The sequence below is a fragment of the Actinoplanes missouriensis 431 genome, assembly GCF_000284295.1.
Lineage (GTDB): Bacteria > Actinomycetota > Actinomycetes > Mycobacteriales > Micromonosporaceae > Actinoplanes > Actinoplanes missouriensis.
The window spans coordinates 1,813,346-1,830,632 of the sequence record NC_017093.1; the positions used below are offsets into that span (position 1 = coordinate 1,813,346).

15 protein-coding genes are annotated in these 17,287 nt (G+C 70.4%); 10 read left to right on the forward strand and 5 right to left on the reverse strand.

What is annotated here, in order from left to right:
- The first annotated feature begins 47 nt into the window (after window positions 1-47).
- Both AMIS_RS08460 and AMIS_RS08465 read left to right on the forward strand, forming a co-directional pair.
- Window positions 48-1,352, forward strand: a complete 1,305-nt coding sequence (locus AMIS_RS08460; RefSeq protein ID WP_014441799.1) for a serine hydrolase domain-containing protein — start codon at window positions 48-50, stop codon at window positions 1,350-1,352.
- 218 nt (window positions 1,353-1,570) lie between these two features.
- Complete coding sequence (locus AMIS_RS08465; RefSeq protein WP_014441800.1) at window positions 1,571-2,248, forward strand: hypothetical protein; 678 nt, start codon at window positions 1,571-1,573, stop codon at window positions 2,246-2,248.
- Here the strand turns inward: AMIS_RS08465 and AMIS_RS40310 are convergent.
- Window positions 2,234-2,563, reverse strand: a complete 330-nt coding sequence (locus AMIS_RS40310) for an STAS domain-containing protein (protein ID WP_014441801.1) — start codon at window positions 2,561-2,563, stop codon at window positions 2,234-2,236. The two genes, AMIS_RS08465 and AMIS_RS40310, sit on opposite strands and share 15 nt — an antisense overlap.
- 242 nt (window positions 2,564-2,805) lie before the next feature.
- On the opposite strand from AMIS_RS40310, the gene AMIS_RS08475 reads away from it, so the two are divergent.
- Window positions 2,806-3,510, forward strand: coding sequence for a response regulator transcription factor (locus tag AMIS_RS08475; RefSeq protein ID WP_014441802.1), 705 nt, complete (start codon window positions 2,806-2,808; stop codon window positions 3,508-3,510).
- A 246-nt stretch (window positions 3,511-3,756) separates the two neighbouring features.
- Here AMIS_RS08475 and AMIS_RS08480 read toward each other — a convergent pair whose 3' ends face one another.
- Window positions 3,757-5,529: a flavohemoprotein gene (locus AMIS_RS08480; RefSeq protein WP_014441803.1), complete on the reverse strand. Its 1,773-nt coding sequence runs from the start codon at window positions 5,527-5,529 to the stop codon at window positions 3,757-3,759.
- A 117-nt stretch (window positions 5,530-5,646) separates the two neighbouring features.
- Between AMIS_RS08480 and AMIS_RS08485 the strand changes: the two genes are divergently transcribed.
- Window positions 5,647-6,441, forward strand: a complete 795-nt coding sequence (locus AMIS_RS08485) for a TrmH family RNA methyltransferase (protein WP_014441804.1) — start codon at window positions 5,647-5,649, stop codon at window positions 6,439-6,441.
- Window positions 6,442-6,617: 176 nt separating this feature from the next.
- Here AMIS_RS08485 and AMIS_RS08490 read toward each other — a convergent pair whose 3' ends face one another.
- From AMIS_RS08490 to AMIS_RS43290, 3 genes are all read right to left on the reverse strand, one after another.
- Entirely contained in the window at window positions 6,618-6,980 is a 363-nt protein-coding gene (locus AMIS_RS08490) for a cupin domain-containing protein (RefSeq protein ID WP_014441805.1), read from the reverse strand.
- Window positions 6,981-6,991: 11 nt separating this feature from the next.
- Complete coding sequence (locus tag AMIS_RS08495) at window positions 6,992-8,035, reverse strand: serine hydrolase domain-containing protein (RefSeq protein ID WP_014441806.1); 1,044 nt, start codon at window positions 8,033-8,035, stop codon at window positions 6,992-6,994.
- Between the two features lie 86 nt (window positions 8,036-8,121).
- On the reverse strand, window positions 8,122-9,405 hold the full coding sequence (locus AMIS_RS43290) for a hypothetical protein (protein WP_014441807.1): 1,284 nt from the start codon (window positions 9,403-9,405) through the stop codon (window positions 8,122-8,124).
- A gap of 91 nt (window positions 9,406-9,496) precedes the next feature.
- Here AMIS_RS43290 and murD point away from each other — a divergent pair, with 91 nt between their 5' ends.
- The 6 genes from murD to ngcE all read left to right on the forward strand — a co-directional run bounded on the left by murD (window position 9,497) and on the right by ngcE (window position 17,287).
- Window positions 9,497-10,849: a UDP-N-acetylmuramoyl-L-alanine--D-glutamate ligase gene (murD, locus tag AMIS_RS08505; protein WP_014441808.1), complete on the forward strand. Its 1,353-nt coding sequence runs from the start codon at window positions 9,497-9,499 to the stop codon at window positions 10,847-10,849.
- Window positions 10,850-11,613: 764 nt separating this feature from the next.
- Window positions 11,614-12,588: a MurR/RpiR family transcriptional regulator gene (locus AMIS_RS08510; RefSeq protein ID WP_014441809.1), complete on the forward strand. Its 975-nt coding sequence runs from the start codon at window positions 11,614-11,616 to the stop codon at window positions 12,586-12,588.
- A gap of 38 nt (window positions 12,589-12,626) precedes the next feature.
- A complete protein-coding gene (locus AMIS_RS08515) occupies window positions 12,627-13,940 on the forward strand; it encodes an extracellular solute-binding protein (protein ID WP_014441810.1) in 1,314 nt (437 codons plus the stop codon).
- A gap of 56 nt (window positions 13,941-13,996) precedes the next feature.
- Complete coding sequence (locus AMIS_RS08520) at window positions 13,997-14,974, forward strand: carbohydrate ABC transporter permease (protein WP_014441811.1); 978 nt, start codon at window positions 13,997-13,999, stop codon at window positions 14,972-14,974.
- The gene (locus tag AMIS_RS08525; RefSeq protein WP_014441812.1) at window positions 14,974-15,831 is read left to right on the forward strand and encodes a carbohydrate ABC transporter permease; all 858 of its coding nucleotides are present in this window, start codon (window positions 14,974-14,976) and stop codon (window positions 15,829-15,831) included. Before AMIS_RS08520 ends, AMIS_RS08525 begins: the two co-directional genes overlap by 1 nt.
- Before the next feature lie 19 nt (window positions 15,832-15,850).
- The gene (gene ngcE, locus AMIS_RS08530) at window positions 15,851-17,287 is read left to right on the forward strand and encodes an N-acetylglucosamine/diacetylchitobiose ABC transporter substrate-binding protein (RefSeq protein ID WP_014441813.1); all 1,437 of its coding nucleotides are present in this window, start codon (window positions 15,851-15,853) and stop codon (window positions 17,285-17,287) included.

Consider the following 17,287-nt stretch of genomic DNA (forward strand, 5'->3'; position numbering starts at 1 on the left):
ATCGAACAGTTAAACCCGTGAGTTCCCCCCACCGAGAGGCCCCCACCGTGTCGCTGCTTCCGGAGACCGCCCGCCGCGTCGACGAGATCGCTGCCCGCGCGCAGTCCAACGGCCGGGTGCCGTCGTTCGCCCTCGCCGTTCTCCGGGACCGTGCCGTCCTGCACTTCGCCGGCGCCGGTGAGCAGCCCCGGCCGGACCCGAAGACCCAGTACCGGCTCGGCTCGATCACCAAGACGATCACCGCGACGCTGGTGATGCAGCTGCGTGACGAGGGGTTCTTCGCCCTGGACGATCTGCTCTACCGGCACCTGCCGGGCACGCCGATCGGCGGGATCACGCTGCGCCAGCTGCTCGGGCACGTCTCCGGCCTGCAGCGCGAGCCGGACGGCCCGTGGTGGGAGCGCAGCGCCGGCGGTGACGTGGACCAGCTGCTGGCCGGTCTGACCTACGAGAAGCTGGCCGGCGCGCCGTTCCGCCGGCACCGGTATTCGAATCTCGCATACGGCCTGCTCGGCGCCGTGCTGGCGCGGGTCACCGGGCAGAGCTGGGCGGAGCTGGCGGCCAAGCGGGTGCTCGACCCGCTGGGGATGAAGCGGACCACGTACGCGCCGGTCGAGCCGTACGCCCGGGGGTACGTGGTGCACGCGCTCGGCGGAACCCTGCACGAGGAGCCGCGGCCGGACACCGGCGCGATGGCCCCGGCCGGTCAACTGTGGTCGACCGTCACGGACATGGCGAAGTGGGCCGGCTTCCTGGCCGACCCGGCGCCGGCGGTGCTGGCCCGGGAGACCGTGGACGAGATGTGCGCGCCGGTGGTGATCTCCGATCTGGAGTCGTGGACGGCGGGGCACGGGCTGGGGCCGCAGCTGTTCCGCGTCGGTGAGCGGGTCTACGTGGGGCACGGCGGTTCCATGCCGGGTTACGTCGCCCACCTGGTCGTGCACCGCCGCAGCCGGTACGGGGTGATCGCGTTCGCGAACGCCTACGGGCTGGCCGGGGACCACATCCGGGAGGTGTCGCTGCGGACGCTGACCACGGTGCTGGACGCGGAGCCGGCGCCGGTGTCCCCGTGGCGCCCGCCGGTCGCCCCGGCCGGCGAGGCGGCCGAGCTGTGCGGCCGCTGGTGGTGGATGGGCAGCGAGTACGAGGTGGTCCCGGATGGCGACGCGCTGGTCATGACGGGGCCGTACCACCGGACCCGTTTCGTCCGGGAGGCCCCGGACCGGTGGCGCGGGGTCGAGGGGAACAACGAGGGGGAGTTCCTGCGGGTGGTGCGAGCGCCGGACGGGCCGGTCGACGCGCTGGACATCGCCACGTTCGTCTATCGCCGGGACCCGGCGCACCTGGCCTGACGAACCGCGCATGAGCCGGCGGCGGGGTGCGGCCGCAAGGACCGCCTGGCCGGTCGCCGGCTTCTCGAGGACTGGGGTCGATGCGTACCGGATGGGCCTGACTTTTCGGGTTTTTTGGTGATTGAGCCCACACCTTTCCGGAGTTTGGCATGCTCGTCGCAGGACCGACCGGTGCCCCCGGCCGCTCGGCTCGTTGCCCAGGTAACGAAGGCGGAGCGATGAGCATCAGCCAACGTCAGACCGCGAGTGGACGCCCTCTGCGGGTCGCCCCGGCGTGGGTCGGCGCCCCGACACCGGCCGCCGGGACGGAGGCGGAGAACCACCCACTTCCGGTACGCGACGCGGTGTGGATCTGGTCGGTCCGCCGCTATGCCCGGTTGGCCCTGTGGGCGTTGCCGCTGGCCGCGGTGCTCTACGGGTGGCTGACGCTGGGAGTCGGCAGCACGCCGGGGCCGCTCGCGGTGCGGCTGATCGCCGGGTGGCTCGCCACGGTGGCGCTGATCGCGCTCGCCGGGCTGCTGGCCGCCTCCCGCACCCGCCGCTGCGCCCTGACCGGGCTGCTCTTCACGCTCGCAGGCTCGACGACCCTGGTGCCGCTCGCGGCGCTGCCCGAGGACGCGGTGGTGGCCAGCGCGCCGATCATGACGGGTCACGTGCCGGATTTCGTGGCGGCCGCCGGAGCGATCACCGGGATGGGGTTGCTGCTGCTCGGCTGGGCGGTATTCCGTTCGAAGCTGGTCAACCCGGCGGACGGGATCCTGATGATGCTCGCGGCCGTCGCCATCGGCTCGGAGTCGCTCACCGCGAAACCGATCCCCACGGTCGGCGCGTTGCTGCTGCTCGCCGCGGGGATGGGGCTGGCCTGGACCGGCGGGCGGCTGTTACCCCGGTCCTGACCGGGAGCCGACCACCGAGAAGACCCCGTCCAGGCGCATCGTGTGCAGGACGGTCTGCACGAACCGGGACGGCTCCGCCAGCGACAGTTGCGCGCCGTGCCGTTTCGCCTCCCGGTGGGCGCGGACCAGCAGACCCAGACCGGCCGAGTCGATGAGGTGGACGGCGTGCAGGTCGACCACCACGTCCCGCCCGGCGCCGGCCGCCGACATCAGCGCCGGCCGGATCTCCTCGGCCACGTCCCGGTCGAGGTCGGCCAGCGGGGTGACGACCAGGGCGTCCAGATCGTCGTCCTGCGCCACGGCATAGGTGTTCATCGCTCGTTCCTCGCGGTCGTCGCCACCGCGACCCGCCCGGCGCCGGCGACGAAACCGACGGCCACCGCGGTGACCAGGCTGACGGCCGTCATGTATACCTCCCGGAAATCACGGACACGCAGGAGACAAGCGTTGTCCGGCGCCTTGGCGATCCCGGCCCACGGTCATGACAGTTCGGTGACAAACCACTCGTCCCCGCCGCCAGAGGGGCCGCCGGGCGATCCGGGCGGCATCATGCGGATATGACCGCCGTGCTGCTGATCGAGGACGACGACCGGATCCGGCTGTCGCTGTCCATGGCCCTGGAGGATGAGGGGTACACCGCGTACACCTCGGCCACCGCCGAGGAGGGCCTCGCCGACTACCGCCGCAGGCCCGCCGACACGGTGCTGGTCGACCTCATGCTGCCGGGCATGGACGGCTTCGAGTGCATCCGGCAGCTGCGCCGGGAGACCGAGGTGCCGATCATCGTGATCAGCGCGCGGGACGACACGCACGACATCGTGGCCGCGCTGGAGGCGGGCGCCGACGACTACGTGGTCAAGCCGGTGGCGGTCAAGGAGCTGGCCGCGCGGCTGCGGGCGCTGCGGCGCCGGGCCCGGGTGGCCGCCGCCGCGGCCACCGCGCCGGTGGACACCGCGCCGGTGGCGACCGTGCTGACGTTCGGCGATCTGCAGGTCAGTCCGGATGCCGGCGAGGTACGGCTGAACGGCGACCCGGTCAAGGTGACCCGCACCGAGTTCCGGCTGCTGTGCGAGCTCGCCGCCCATCCCGGGCTGGTGCTCTCCCGTCAGCAGCTGCTGCAGCGGGTCTGGGGATACGAGTTCGGCGACGAGCGGGTGGTCGACGTGCACGTCGGCCGGCTGCGCCACAAGATCGAGGTGGACAACCGGGAACCCCGGCACCTGGTCACCGTGCGTGGCCTCGGGTACAAGCTGCAGCCGTGAAGCCGATCGGCCTGCGAACGCCCGTCCCGCAGGCGCTCATCGCCCGTCGGGCGTCGCCGTTCTGGATCGTGGAAACGCCGCTGCCGGTTCCCGCGTGGGTGAGGGCACACGCAACGGCACCGTGGGCCCGCGTCCCCGCCATAGCCGGGATGAACGCACACGCAACGCATCCGTGTGCCGTCACCCACGCCCGCGCGGGCTTCGGTGTGCCGCGGTCCCGGCTCGGCGACCCACGCGCGTACCCGATCATTCCGGAGGGTCGTGGTGGATCCGCGCCGGCGGCACCCCGAGATCCTCCAGCGCCGCCGTCGTCGCCGCGACCATCAGCGGCGGGCCGGCGAGGCAGACCTCGTGGCGGGACCACTCGCCGTAGGCCGCGACCGCGTCCGTGACCAGCCCGTACGCATACGGCCCGGGATTGCCCTCGGACACCACCGGAACCACCGTCGCCTTCGGGGCCTCATGGGCAATAGCGGACACGTCGTCGATGTCATACAGCTCGCTGAGCTCCCGCACGCCCCAGAACAGGACGACCGGGCGCGGGTCGGCGGTGGCGGCCACCTGGGCGAGCATCGCCTTCATCGGGGCTATCCCGGTGTCTCCGGCGATCATCAGGACGCCGCGGCCCGCTTCGGAGGGAAGTGCCAGGTCACCCTCGGCGCGGGTGAGCCGGATCCGATCGCCGGTGCGGGTTCCGTGCACGAGGGTGTGGCTCACGCCGGCCGCGGACTTGGCGCGGACGTGCAGTTCGAGGGTTTCGTCCCGGTGCGGGGCGCCGGCCAGCGAGTACGGCCGCCACACTCCGGGCAGCTGGTCGACTTCGACGCCGGCGTACTGGCCGGGGCGGTACGGCATGGGCAGAAACGGTCGCACCCGGATCACCGCGAGGTCCGGCCGGCGCAGTTCGTGGGCGAGCACCTCGGCGGTCCAGACGGTCGGCTGGTACGCGGCGAGCGTCCCCCCGTGCACGATCCACTCGTAGGTGTGCTGCCACGCCCATCGCCACGCCTGATCGAAGTCCTGCCGCCACCCGCCGGGCGCCATGCCGGCCCGCAGCGCCTCGGCGAGCGCCGCTCCGACGAGTTGCAGCTGGTTCCACTGCACGCCGCTCTCGGCGAGCGCGGCGCCGAGCTGCCCGCACCCGGTGACGACGGTGGGCGGATCGTCCAGATTGTGGGCTATCCAGGTGAGCGCCCGTGCCAGTTGGCGGCGCTGCGTGTCGGCCGTTCCGGGAACCGTCGCGAGCAGGTCCGGCTGGGCCTGGAGCAGGGCGTCCCACAGTCGTTCGGCCACCTCGGCGGTGCCGCCCGCGAACGTCAGGCTGGTGCTGAGCATCCGCTGGACGTCGCGCAGTTCGGCGTCGTCGGCCGGGTTCATGCCGTCGACTCCGGGGGCGTTGCGTTTCGGCGCAGGACCGTGCGGGCCGCCCCGGGACGGATATCCGTAGAGCGTCGGGTCGGCCGGGAACTCGGTGCCGGGCGGGCCGACCGGCCGGATCCCCTCGATGCCGGGGATCGGGGCGGCCGGTGTGGCGGGGCCGGCCGGGTTCACGCCGGTGATCGGGTTGATCCGGCCGGCGGCGGCGCCCCACACGCCTTTCGACGCTCCGGGGCGGCGTTTCGCGCCGAGACCGGACCGGCCGAGGGTGGCGCCGGGATCGCCGCGCCAGAGGATCTCCGGGTTGGCCCGGTCCGCCGGTCGCTGCGGGTCGGGCGGGGCGGGGCGGGCGGCCGCCGGGCGTCCCGAGGCCGATCGGCCCGACGGCGGGCGGCTGGCGGCGGGCGGGATCCGGCTCGGGTGCGGCGCCGGCGTGTCGGGGAAGCGGGACACGTCGTCCCCCGGATCCGCCGGTTCCGCCGGTTCGTGCGCCGGCTCGGTGCCGGCGGGAACGTCGGAGAGCGCCGCCGCGGTGTCCGCCGCCCCGGCCTCGGCGGCGTCCGGCGCGTTCTGGCGCAGTCGGATGGCTCGCAGCAGAGCGAGCAGATGCGGGTCGGAGCCCGGTCCCGAACCAGCCGACACTGGCAACCCCTCGGAGAAGTGAGCTACATCGCCTCCACCATATGCCGGATGTGCCGGAAATATCCGGCACGCAGGGGCCAGGGGCGGCCGCCCGAGCGCGGTAGGCACAATGCCTGGGTGCCACCACTGAGCATCACCAGCCCCGACGACCCGCGCATCGCCGACTACCGGGCACTTACCGACGTCGAACTGCGCACCAAGTGGGAACCCCCGAACGGGCTGTTCATCGCCGAAGGCGAGCTGGTCATCCAGCGTGCACTGCGAGCCGGGTACCGGATGCGCTCCGCCCTGGTCGACCAGAAACGCGCCGACCAGCTCACCGGCCTGCCCGCGGACGCCCCGCTCTACACCGCGCCCGCGCCCGTCCTCGAGTCGATCACCGGCTTCCACGTGCACCGGGGCATCCTGGCGTCGTTCCACCGCCGCGACCTCACGCCGCTCGGCGAGCTGCTGGCCGGAGCGAAACGCCTGGCCGTCCTGGAGGGCCTGAACACGCACACCAACCTGGGCGCCCTCTTCCGCAGCGCGGCCGCCCTCGGTATCGACGCGGTGGTCCTCTCACCCAACTGCGCTGACCCGCTCTACCGCCGGGCCGTGCGGGTCAGCATGGGTGAGGTGTTCGCCATCCCGTACGCCAAGTCGGAGAACTGGCCGGAGACCCTCGCCACGATCCGCGAAGCGGGCTTCACCCTGCTCGCCATGACCCCGGCCGACGACGCGGTCGCCCTGCAGGACCTGACACCGGCCCAGCGCGAACGCCCCGCCCTCCTCCTCGGCGCCGAAGGCCCCGGCCTCACCCCGCACGCCCTGCGCGCCAGCGACGTCCGCGTCGCCATCCCCATGCGCAACGGCGTCGACTCCCTCAACGTCGCCACCGCCGCGGCGATCGCCTTCTGGGAACTATGCCGATGATCGGGTACGGGCGACCCCGCCCCCAACCGCACTGAGACCGTCCCGCCCGTTCCGCGCGGCCACCGTCCGGCCGCCGGCCGCAGCGCGGCCGCCGGGACACGTCAGTGGTCCCGGTGCGAGCCGTCCCGCCCCCGATGAGGTCCCCGCCCGCGCCGCCGGGGCACGGGCGGGACGGGTCAGGGGACCGCGTAACCGGGGATGGACGGCCATCGGACGGTCAGCACCACCGATTCCTCGGCGGCCACCCACGAGTGATCCACGCCGCGCGCCCACACCACGTAATCGCCCTGCTTGTCGAGCACCACGGTCCGCTCCGGGAACTCCATGTGGAAGCAGCCGCTGATCAGCACGAGCAGCGCCGTCCGGTCCTCGCCGCGCACCCACTGCGCCCGCCGGTCGCCCTTCGGATGGCGGCCCCACTTGATCTCGACGTCCGTGCTGTGCCGCAGGTCGCCCTCGGGCTTGAAGTGGCCGAGCAGCCACCCCCGATCGGCGAGCGCGTCCGGGTCGGCGTTACCGACGTAGATCCCATCTGTCACGGTCGCCGACGCTACCGGGTGGCGCCGAGCACCGCCGCCACGAGCGGGCCGACCTCGCGGGCCGCCCCGCCGGGATAGGTGCAGCGCTGCCGGGTGTAGGCGATCACGAGGCCGCGGGACGGATCGGCCAGAGCGTGCGTGCCGGAGACGCCGCTGTGACCGAAAGCGGTCTCGCTGAGCCCCGGGTAGCGCAGGTGCTGGATCTCGAAGCCGAGGCCGAAGTGGTTGCGCTCGCCGGTGACTCGGTCGAAGCCGTCGGAGGTGCGCGCGGCGAACTCCGCGAGGGTGTGCCGGTCGACGAGCGGCGCCCGGCCGCCGGTGCCCCAGAGCGCTGCGGCGTACATCGCGGCCAGGCCTCGTGCGCTGGCCACGGCCGCGCCGGAGACCGGGCCGCGGGCGCGCACGACGGGCGTGTTGATCCACTCGACGATGTCGGTGGGCGGGTGGGCGTTCCGGTTGAACGCGACGGCGGTGAGGCTCCGGGGCGGGATGACCGTCGTGTCGGCGGCCGGCAGAACCGGGCGGTAGCGCGACTCGTCGGGCCCGCCGAGGAAGACGTCGACGCCGAACGGTGACCGGATCAGATCAAAGAACAACTTCTGCAGGGTACGGCCGGTGGCGTGCCACACGACTTCACCGAGGACCGCCCCGATCGTGAAGGCGTGGTACCCGTACGCCGTGCCGGGCTCCCAGTACGGCGCCTGGTGGAGCAGCCGGGCCGCCACCGCACGGTCGTCGAGGAGCTCGTCCGGGGTGAACCCGCCGTCGACGCCGATCAGCCCGGAGCGGTGGGCGAGCAGGTCCCGCAGCGTGAGGCGGGGGAGCGGGAACGCCGGCCAGTACTCGGCGACCCGGCGGTCCAGCTCCAGCACGCCGTCGTCCACGAGTCGCGCGATCACCAGGTAGACCGCGCCCTTGCCGGCCGAGAACACCCCGGTCAGCGCGTCACCGTCACCGGCCGCCGCGGTCCACAGGTCGACGACGAGCCGGCCGTCCACGTGGACGGCCAGCTGCGCGCCGGGATCCCCGGGCAACCCGGCGAGCACGTCGGCCACCGGGGCGAACGAGTCGTGGGCGTGTCCCCGTACCGCAATGGTGGCCGGCGCCGGACCGCGCCGGTCTCGCGTCGTGGGGTAGATGATCAGACCGCCTCGTCGAGGATCTTCCGGTAGGCCGGGGGAATGTGATTCGGGCCGCCCGGCGTGAAGACGGCGCTGTGTGACGCGTCGGCCCACGCGGAGGCGGGCACGGCGGCGCGCAGCGCGACGAGCACCGGGGCGTCGTCGGTCAGCAGAGAGAGCGCGACCAGGCACTCCTCGGCCTCGCCGACGCACTCGAACGGCTTGTGCGCGTCCACGCCGAGCAGTTCGAGGAAGCCGGGGACCTGGGCCGGGTCGGCGAACAGGTCGTGGCCGAAGATGTGCGCGAGTCGTTCGCGGGGCATGTGCGGAGCCATCGCCAGGTAAACGAACCGGCACTTCGGACAGTCACCGCACCAGCGTGCCGTCGGGTCGTGAAGTTTGAACGCCTTGTTACAACTGGTGACGACGTCATCATACGCTGTGTAACCGGCGAAGAGCTGGGCGATGTGCAGCTCGGAGAGCGTGCGGAGCAGCGAGAAGTACGGGTCGGCAAGCCCCGCGTACGCCGTGACGGCCGCCCGCAGCAGGCCCTCCGCGGTCGCGCCCTTGGACCACTGGTGGTTGACCTCGTGACCGTTCCAGATCAGGTTCGGGTCGGAGGCGGAGCGCTCGTTCGACATCACCACCGGACCGAGGCCGTGCCAGACCGCGGTGGCGATCGCGATCAGCGAGTTGATCGCGGTGACCGGGATGTGGCCGTTCAACGCGCCGGCCTTGTTCAGCTCGAACAGCCGGGGGTCGAGCTTGCGGCGGGCGGCTAGGGCGGGCAGGCCGGACGCGGCGTTGACGTTCTCGATCACCGGGTTCGGGTTCACCGAGAACGGCACCGGGTCGAGCCCGGCGGCGCGGAGGATCTCCAGCGTGACGATCGAGTCCTTGCCGCCGCCGACCGCGGAGAGCGGCCTTCCCGACATCTCCGAAATTTCGGCATCCGGGAGCGCGCCGGGCGTGTCGATCGTGAGCTCCAGCACGTGCGGCAGCTGGTTGCGGTACGCGTACTCCGCCAGCCCGTCGGTGTAGACCGCCGTGAAGAACGCGGTCACCGCCTCGGGCACGGCCTTCGGCGCCTCGATCCGCGGGGACGCGCCCACCTTGTAGTAGCTGACGCCGGCCACCACGTGCAGCAGGTCGAGAACCCGGTAGAACGCGTCCGGCACCTCCCGCCGGTGAGGCAGCGGAAACGTGATCGTCTCGGTGAAGCGCAGCGGCTCCGGCCCGTCGAGCAGGTAGTCGAACGCCGCCACCCCGGTCGTGGGATCGAACGTGTACGAGGGGAAGCGCATGACGTCGAACTGCACCCGGAAACTCCTGTCTTCTGGCCGACGGGCAATATTAGTTCGGTTCGACGAGACGTGATTCGGTTAGGGGAGAGACGTGCGCCTGGCAGACCTGCGTGGCCGCTCGGTGGCGGTCTGGGGCACCGGCCGCGAGGGCCGGGCCGCGGTGACCGCGATCGCGAAGCACGAGCCGTCCCGGCTGATCGCCGTCGACGACAGCGCGAACTACCTCGCCACGCCCTGGCAGGACGAGTTCGCGGCCCTCGCCCCGCTGGCCGGCGGTGAGCACGCGCAGGCCGCGCTCTACACGGCGGACGTCGTAGTGCGGTCACCCGGCGTGCCGCTGACCCACCCGTACCTGGCGGAACTGCGCGCCCGCGGCGTCACCGTGACCGGCGGCAGCGCGCTGTGGATGGCGGAGAACGCCGCCAAGACCGTCGGCGTGACCGGCAGCAAGGGCAAGAGCACGACGTCCAGCCTGATCAGCCACCTGCTCGCGGCGGTCGGCAAGCCCAACGCCTACGGTGGCAACATCGGCGTGCCGCTGCTCGATCTGCCCGAATCTGATCTGTACGTGCTGGAGCTCTCCAGTTACCAGTGCGCCGACCTGACCGACTCGCCGCGGGTCGCCGTGGTGACGTCGCTCTTCCCCGAGCACCTCGACTCGCACGGCAGTGAGCAGGCCTACTACCGGGACAAATTGAACCTTCTCCGGTACGGGCCCGAGCTGATCGTGGTCAACGCGGAGGACACCCGGCTCCGTGACGAGATCCGCGGGCTGACCGATGCCGGCGGGTTCCCGCCGGTGCCGGCCGCCGCCGAGGACTCCCGGTTCCGGGTCGAGGACGGGGTTGTCTACTGCAGTGACGAGCCGCTGTTCGCGCGGTCGGCGCTGGAGCTGAAGGGCCGGCACAACGAGCGGAACCTGTGCGTGGCGCTCGCGGTGCTCGACGGGATGGGTGTGGACGTGCTGGGGTTGCGGGACGAGCTGGAGGCGGCTGTCCGGTCGTTCCGGGGCTTGCCGCATCGGCTCACCGAGATCGAGGACCCGTCCGGCGTGACGTTCGTGGACGACACGCTGTCGACGAGCCCGTACTCGGCGATGCACGCGATCGAGGCGTACGAGGATCGGCCACTCACCGTGCTGGTCGGTGGTACGGATCGCGGGTTGGACTACGCGCCGTTACGTTCTTTCCTGGAGTCCCGCACACTCACCGTGATCGGCTTGCCGGACAGTGGGGCACGCATCATCTCGGAGATTTCGGATTTGTCGGGCGTAAGGACGATGCTGGCGGAGGATCTGGTGGACGCGGTGCGCCTGGCGCGCGAGGTCACCCCGGTCGGCGGGGTGGTGCTGCTGTCCCCGGCGGCGCCGAGTTACGGCCGCTTCCGCAACTTCGAACACCGCTCCGAAGTCTTCACCCAGGCAGTCCACGACACCGCCAAGTAGCTCCCACCGCGTAGGGCGGCGCCACCCGCGCCGCGCCGCTGTGCGCCCGCCCCGTCCCGCCCGCCCCGCCCCGCCCGCCCCGTCCCGCCCGCCCCGCACCGCCTCGTTGTGTGCCCGCATCGCATGGCGCCGGGCCGCCCGCTGCGTTGCGCGCACCGCGCCGCGGTGCCTGCTGCGCCGCCCGCGCCGCGTCGCCTCGTGGTGCGCCGCGCCGCCCTCGATGTGCCGCCCGCATCGCGCAGCCTCCTGGGCGCGCGATCTTGGCGAGTTGTGCCCGTGAGCTGACCGCGATCTGCCTAGATCTGCGTGGCTGGGGGTGCCGCGCGGGCGGCGACTCGGCCGGCGGCGGGGTGAAGGGCTGAGGAAGCGCCTGGCCGGGGCCGGCTTCGCGGGGCGTTGTCGTGGCTTCTGGGTGGGCGTTCGACCTCGTACGGAAAATTTTTTGATCTTGTTTCCGGAGTAACGGCGAGGTTTCGCCGCGTCACGGAGATTGACCGAACGGACTAGTCCGCGTCAATCGAACGGGCAGGCCGAGAGAGCCGTTCGCCCGAGGACAAAACGGGCGTTAATGGTGCATGTGATGGCGGACACATCGTAAGGGTTATTTGCTGATTGATGGACGTCATCCGCCCTCCGCGAAACATCAGTTCATTACCGCAGCTCAGGTAACGGTTTGAAAACTTCACCCAACCGCTTGACATGAAGGGTCGGTTAGTAAGAACTTTTACCGCGACAGTAAACAGTCCTTCCTGAAAGGGTGTCCGATGGCTGAGCCGGAGATGGACGGCACCGCGTCAACCGCGGTCGCCGACTCGCTGGTTCGCGGCCAGACCACCCTCAACGGGAGTCATGGGCCGCGGGAAATGCCTGCTGAGGGCGTGCTTCTGCGCGTTCGCACGCTGCTGCCGGAGTTCACCGGCGCGCTGCAGCGGGTGGCCGAGCAGGTGCTCACCGACCCGGCCGCGGCCTCGCGGGCGACGATCGTGGAGCTCGCCGAGCGCAGCGGCACCTCGCCCGCGACGATCACCCGGTTCTGCCGGGCGGTCGGCTTCGACGGGTACGCGGATCTTCGTCTCGGCATCGCGGCGGAGACCGGCCGGGCGCGCTCGGCCGGCTGGACCGTGGACATCGGCCGCGAGATCCAGCCGAACGATCCGCTGGAGCGGGTCCTCGGTCAGATCATGGCGGCCGACACGCGGGCCATGCACGACACCGCCTCGCTGCTGGATCTGGGTGAGGTGGAGCGGGCCGCGGTGGCAATCGCCGCCGCGCCGCGGGTGAACATCTTCGGCGCCAGCGGAAGCGCGCTGGTCGGCGAGGAGATGCAGTTCAGTCTGCACCGCATCGGCATCCCGGTGTGGGCCTGGACCGACGTGCACAACGGTCTGGCCAGCGCCGCGTTGTCCCGGCCCGGCGACGTCGCGCTCGGCATCTCGCACAGTGGCGAGACCGGCGAGACGATCGAGCTGCTCGCGGAAGCGAACAGCCGGGGCGCCACCACGATCGCGCTCACCAGCTTCCCGCGCTCACCGCTGGCCGAGCTCGCCGACATCGTCCTGCTCACCGCCACCCAGGCGACGACCTTCCGGCCGGACGCGCTCAGCGCGCGGCACCCGCAACTGGTCGTCCTCGATCTGCTCTATGTCGCCGTCGCGCAGCGGACACACGAGCGTTCGCACGCCGCGTTCCAGCGCACCGCCAAGGCGGTGCACGGGCACAAGGCAGCGCAAGAGAGCTGAACCTCTTTCTCAAAAATTGAATCCCCTCGGGAGGAAAAGTGAAGCGCAAGATTGCGGTTGCCGCGGCCCTCGCCGCGACGCTGCTCGGCGTCGCCGCCTGTGGAAGCAGCGGAAGCGACGACGAGGCCGCCACCTCGGCGACCGGCGCCGTGGACGGCAAGGGCAAGACCCTCAAGGTCTGGCTCATGGTCGACGCCGAGACCGCGTGGAAGGGTGTGGTCGAGGACGCCAGCAAGCGGTTCACCGAGGCCACCGGCGCTCAGGTGAACGTCGAGTACCAGCAGTGGGCCAACCACCTCACCAAGCTGGACGCGACGCTGGCCGGCACCGACGTCCCGGACGTGGTCGAGCTCGGCAACACCGAGTTCTCCAAGTACGTGTTCAACGGCGGCTTCGCCGAGCTCAACAAGGGTGACTTCGAGAACTCCGACACCTGGCTGACCGGCCTCTCCGGCGCGTGCGAGCTGGACGGCAAGACGTTCTGCGTTCCGTACTACGCCGGTGCGCGCGTGCTGATCTACCGCACCGACCTGTTCAAGAGCGCGGGCATCGCCGACGCGCCGAAGACCTACGCGGACTTCCTCTCGGCCGCGGAGAAACTGCAGACCGCGAACGCGAAGGACAACAAGTTCAGCGCGTTCTACATGCCGGGCCAGTACTGGTACGCCGCGATGTCCTGGGTGAAGTCGAAGGGTGGCGAGATCGCCACCAAGGACGGCGACAAGTGGGTCGGCCAGCTCTCCTCGCCGGCTTCGCAGCAGGGCCTGCAGGAGTGGGTCGACGTCACCAAGAAGTACTCGAAGGCTGACGTCACCAAGAACGAGAACGAGCAGGCCGGCATCTTCGCGCAGGGCTCGGCCGGCATGTTCTACGGCAACGGCTGGGAGCAGGGCGTGGCCGAGGAGGTCCGCAAGGACCCGAACGACCCGAACTCGCCGCTGGTCCCGACCAAGGTCAAGGGCAAGCTGGCCGCCGCGCCGATGCCGGAGATCCCCTCCTTCCTCGGTGGCTCGAACCTCGGCGTGACCCAGAAGAGCGCCAACAAGGAGCTCGCCGCCCAGTGGATCAAGGCCTTCACCGACAGCAAGTCGATGGAGGGCCTGATCAAGGCCAACGCGCTGCCGAACTCGACCGCGCTGCTGGACAAGGCCGCCGAGAACCCGGCGATCAAGAACCCGGCGCTGGCCGCGAAGTCCAGCTGGTTCCCGCCGAACGCCGAGAAGTGGGCCGACGTCGAGAAGGCCAGCATCCTGCAGACCATGCTGACCGACATCCTGACCGGTAAGAAGACGGTCGCCGACGGCGCCAAGTGGGCCGACGAGCAGATCAACGCCACGCTCAACGAGGCCTGATTCGCTGTGCCGCCCGCGGTCGAGGCCGCGGGCGGCACGCCCAGGAGGGATCACTGATGTACGCCGTCGACACCCCGCCCCGGACGTCGGATCCGGCGCCGCAGCCGGCGCCGAAGAAGGTCAACCGGGTTCGCCGCCGCAGCCAGCGGGAGGCTCGGACAGCATGGCTGCTCTCCCTGCCCACCCTGCTGATCCTGGCCGGACTGCTGGCCTACCCGCTCTACCGCATGATCCTTCTGTCCTTCCAGAACATGCGGCTGCGGGAACTGATCACCGGCCTGACCCCGCCGTGGGCCGGCTTCGACCAGTACACGAAGGCGCTGACCGACAGCGTCTTCTGGGGTGTCGTGGCGCGTACCGCGGTCTTCACCGTCGTCTCGGTCACCATCTCGGTGCTGCTCGGCCTCGGCGTCGCGCTGCTCATGCGCCGGGTGCACAGCAAGGTCCGGCTGTTCATGATGATCGCGATGATGTTCGTCTGGGCGCTGCCGGCCCTGGTCGCGGCGCAGGCGTTCCGCTGGATCACCGACTCGGACTTCGGCATCCTGAACTACCTGATCGACAAGATCCCCGGAGTGGACTTCGCGAACCACAGCTGGTTCGTGAACCCGTGGGAGGGCTGGGCGGTCATCACCACGCTGGTGGTCTGGGCCGGCATCCCGTTCCTGGCGATCTCGCTGAGCGCCGGGCTCACCCAAGTCCCGAAGGAGCTGCTCGAAGCGGCCACGGTGGACGGCGCCTCGGCCTGGCAGTCGCTGCGCAGCATCACGCTGCCGATCCTGAAGCCGCTGCTCACCATCGTCACGACGCTCTCGGTGATCTGGAACTTCGGGCTTTTCACCCAGAACTGGGCGCTGCGTGACGGGCACCCGGAGCCGGTCTATCAGACACTGGCGACGTACTCGTACACGCAGGCGTTCGGCCAGTCCCGGTACAGCTACGGCTCGGCGATCTCGGTGATCACCGTGCTGCTGATGCTCGGCGTGATGGCTTTCTACATCCGCCAGATGTTCAAGATCGGAGAGGTGGACTGATGGCTCGCCACGACGAAGGCGTCGTCACCGTCGGACGCAGCCGGACCGGCACGATCGCGGCGAACACCGTCGGCATCATCTTCGGCCTGTTGATGCTCTTCCCGGTGTACTGGGTGCTGAACACCGCGTTCAAGCCGGAGTCCGAGGTCAAGAGCTTCACGCCGACCTTCCTGCCGATCCACCCGACCCTGGACAACTTCAAGTCGGCGCTGGGGGAGGAGCTCTTCCTGCCCGCCATGGTCAACGGCTTGATCATCACGGCCATGGCGGTCGCCGCGGCGCTCGTGGTCGGCTTCCTGGCGGCGCTCGCGATCGCCCGGTTCGCGTTCTACGGACGGAAGGCGATCATCCTGGTCGTCCTGGCCGTCCAGCTGGTGCCGTTCCTCGCGCTGCTCATCCCGCTGTTCCTGATGCTCCAGCGGGCGGAGCTCACCAACACGCTGCCCGGCGTCGCGCTGGTCTATCTGGTGCTGCTGCTGCCGTACACGGTGTGGACCCTGCGGGGTTTCATCTCCGGCATCCCCCGGGAGCTGGACGAGGCGGCGATGATCGACGGCTGCACCCGGGCCCAGGTGTTCTGGCGGATCATCCTGCCGCTCACCGGTCCCGGTTTGGTGGCAACCTCGGTCTACGGGTTCATTCAGGCGTGGAACGAGTTCATCATCATCAACACGCTGAACAGCCCGGAGAAGCAGAACCTGATGGCCTGGCTGCTCTACAACCAGACCGAACGCGGTACCGCCTGGGGTCCCCTCATGGCCGGTGCGATCATCACATCGATCCCCGTGGTGATCTTCTTCCTGCTCATCCAGCGCAACATCGCCACCGGTCTGACCGCCGGCGCGGTCAAAGGTTGATTCTGTGAAAGGGACAAAGATGTCTGAGATAACGTCCTCCGATTTGGACCGTCGTACCCTGCTGCGCCGCGCCGCCGCGGTCGGCCTGGCCGCGACCCCCGCGGTCGGGATGCTGAGCGCGTGTGTCGGCGGCGGGACCGAGGAGGACGCTCCCGAGCAGGCCACCGGCGAGAAGTCGGCGGACAACCCGCTGGGTGTCGACCCGAAGGCCGGCATCGAGGTCCTGATCTTCGACGGCGGTCTCGGCACCAAGTACGCGACCGACGTGGACATCCCGCTGTACAACAAGAAGTGGCCGGACTCCAAGGTGACGTACTCCGCCACCCAGGAGGTCGCCACTGTCGTCCAGCCGCGGATCAACGCCGGCGACGCGCCCGACATGATCAACAACTCGGGCTCGAAGCTGATGGACTTCGGCGCGGTCGTCAACGCCGGCCAGGCGCAGGACCTCACCGAGCTGTTCGCCGCGCCGTCCTGGGACGTCGCCGGCAAGACCGTCGCCGAGACCCTCGTGCCGGGCGCGATCGAGCAGGGCACCTACAACGGCAAGCCGTACGCGGTGAACTACGCGTACACGGTCTACGGCCTCTGGCACAACAAGGCGCTGTTCGCCAAGAACGGCTGGACTCCGCCGGAGACCTGGGCCGACTTCACCGCGTTGCTCGACAGGATCAAGGCGGCGGGCATCACGCCGTACGGCTACGCCGGCGCGAACGCGGCGTACTACCAGGTCCGGGCGATCCTGACCAGCGCCGGCAAGATCGGTGGCGAGCAGGTCCTCAAGGACATCGACAACCTGAAGCCGGGCGCCTGGACGAACGACGCCGTGGTCAAGGCCGCCGCCGCGTGGGCCGAGGTCGGCAAGAACTACATCGACAAGAGCTTCCTCGGCCTCAAGCACACCGAGGTGCAGCTCCGGCAGAACCAGGACAAGCTGGCGTTCTACCCGTGCGGGTCCTGGTTGGAGAACGAGCAGGCCAAGGACACCCCGCCGGGCTTCGAGTACGCGCTCGCCGCGTACCCGAGCGTGACCACCTCCGACGCGCTCCCGGCGTCCGCCCTCAACGCCGCGGCCGGTGAGATCTACTTCGCTGCCGCCAAGAGCAAGAACCCGCGCGGCGGCATGGAGTACCTGCGCGCGATGCTCGCCAAGGAGGCGGCGCTGGGCTTCACCAAGCTCACCAAGTCGCTCACCGTGGTGGCGGGCGCGGCCGACGGCGTGACCATCTCGCCCGGTCTGACCAGCGCGAACGATGCCGTCGGCAAGGCCGGCAAGGACATCTTCATGGGTTACCTGTTCGACACCTGGTACAAGAAGCTCGACGACGAGTCGCGCGTCGCCACGAACGACCTGATGTTCAAGGACTACGACGCGCAGAAGTTCGCCGAGCGGATGGAGAAGGCGGCCCAGGCCGTCGCGTCCGACGCGTCGGTCACCAAGTTCACCCGCTCCTAG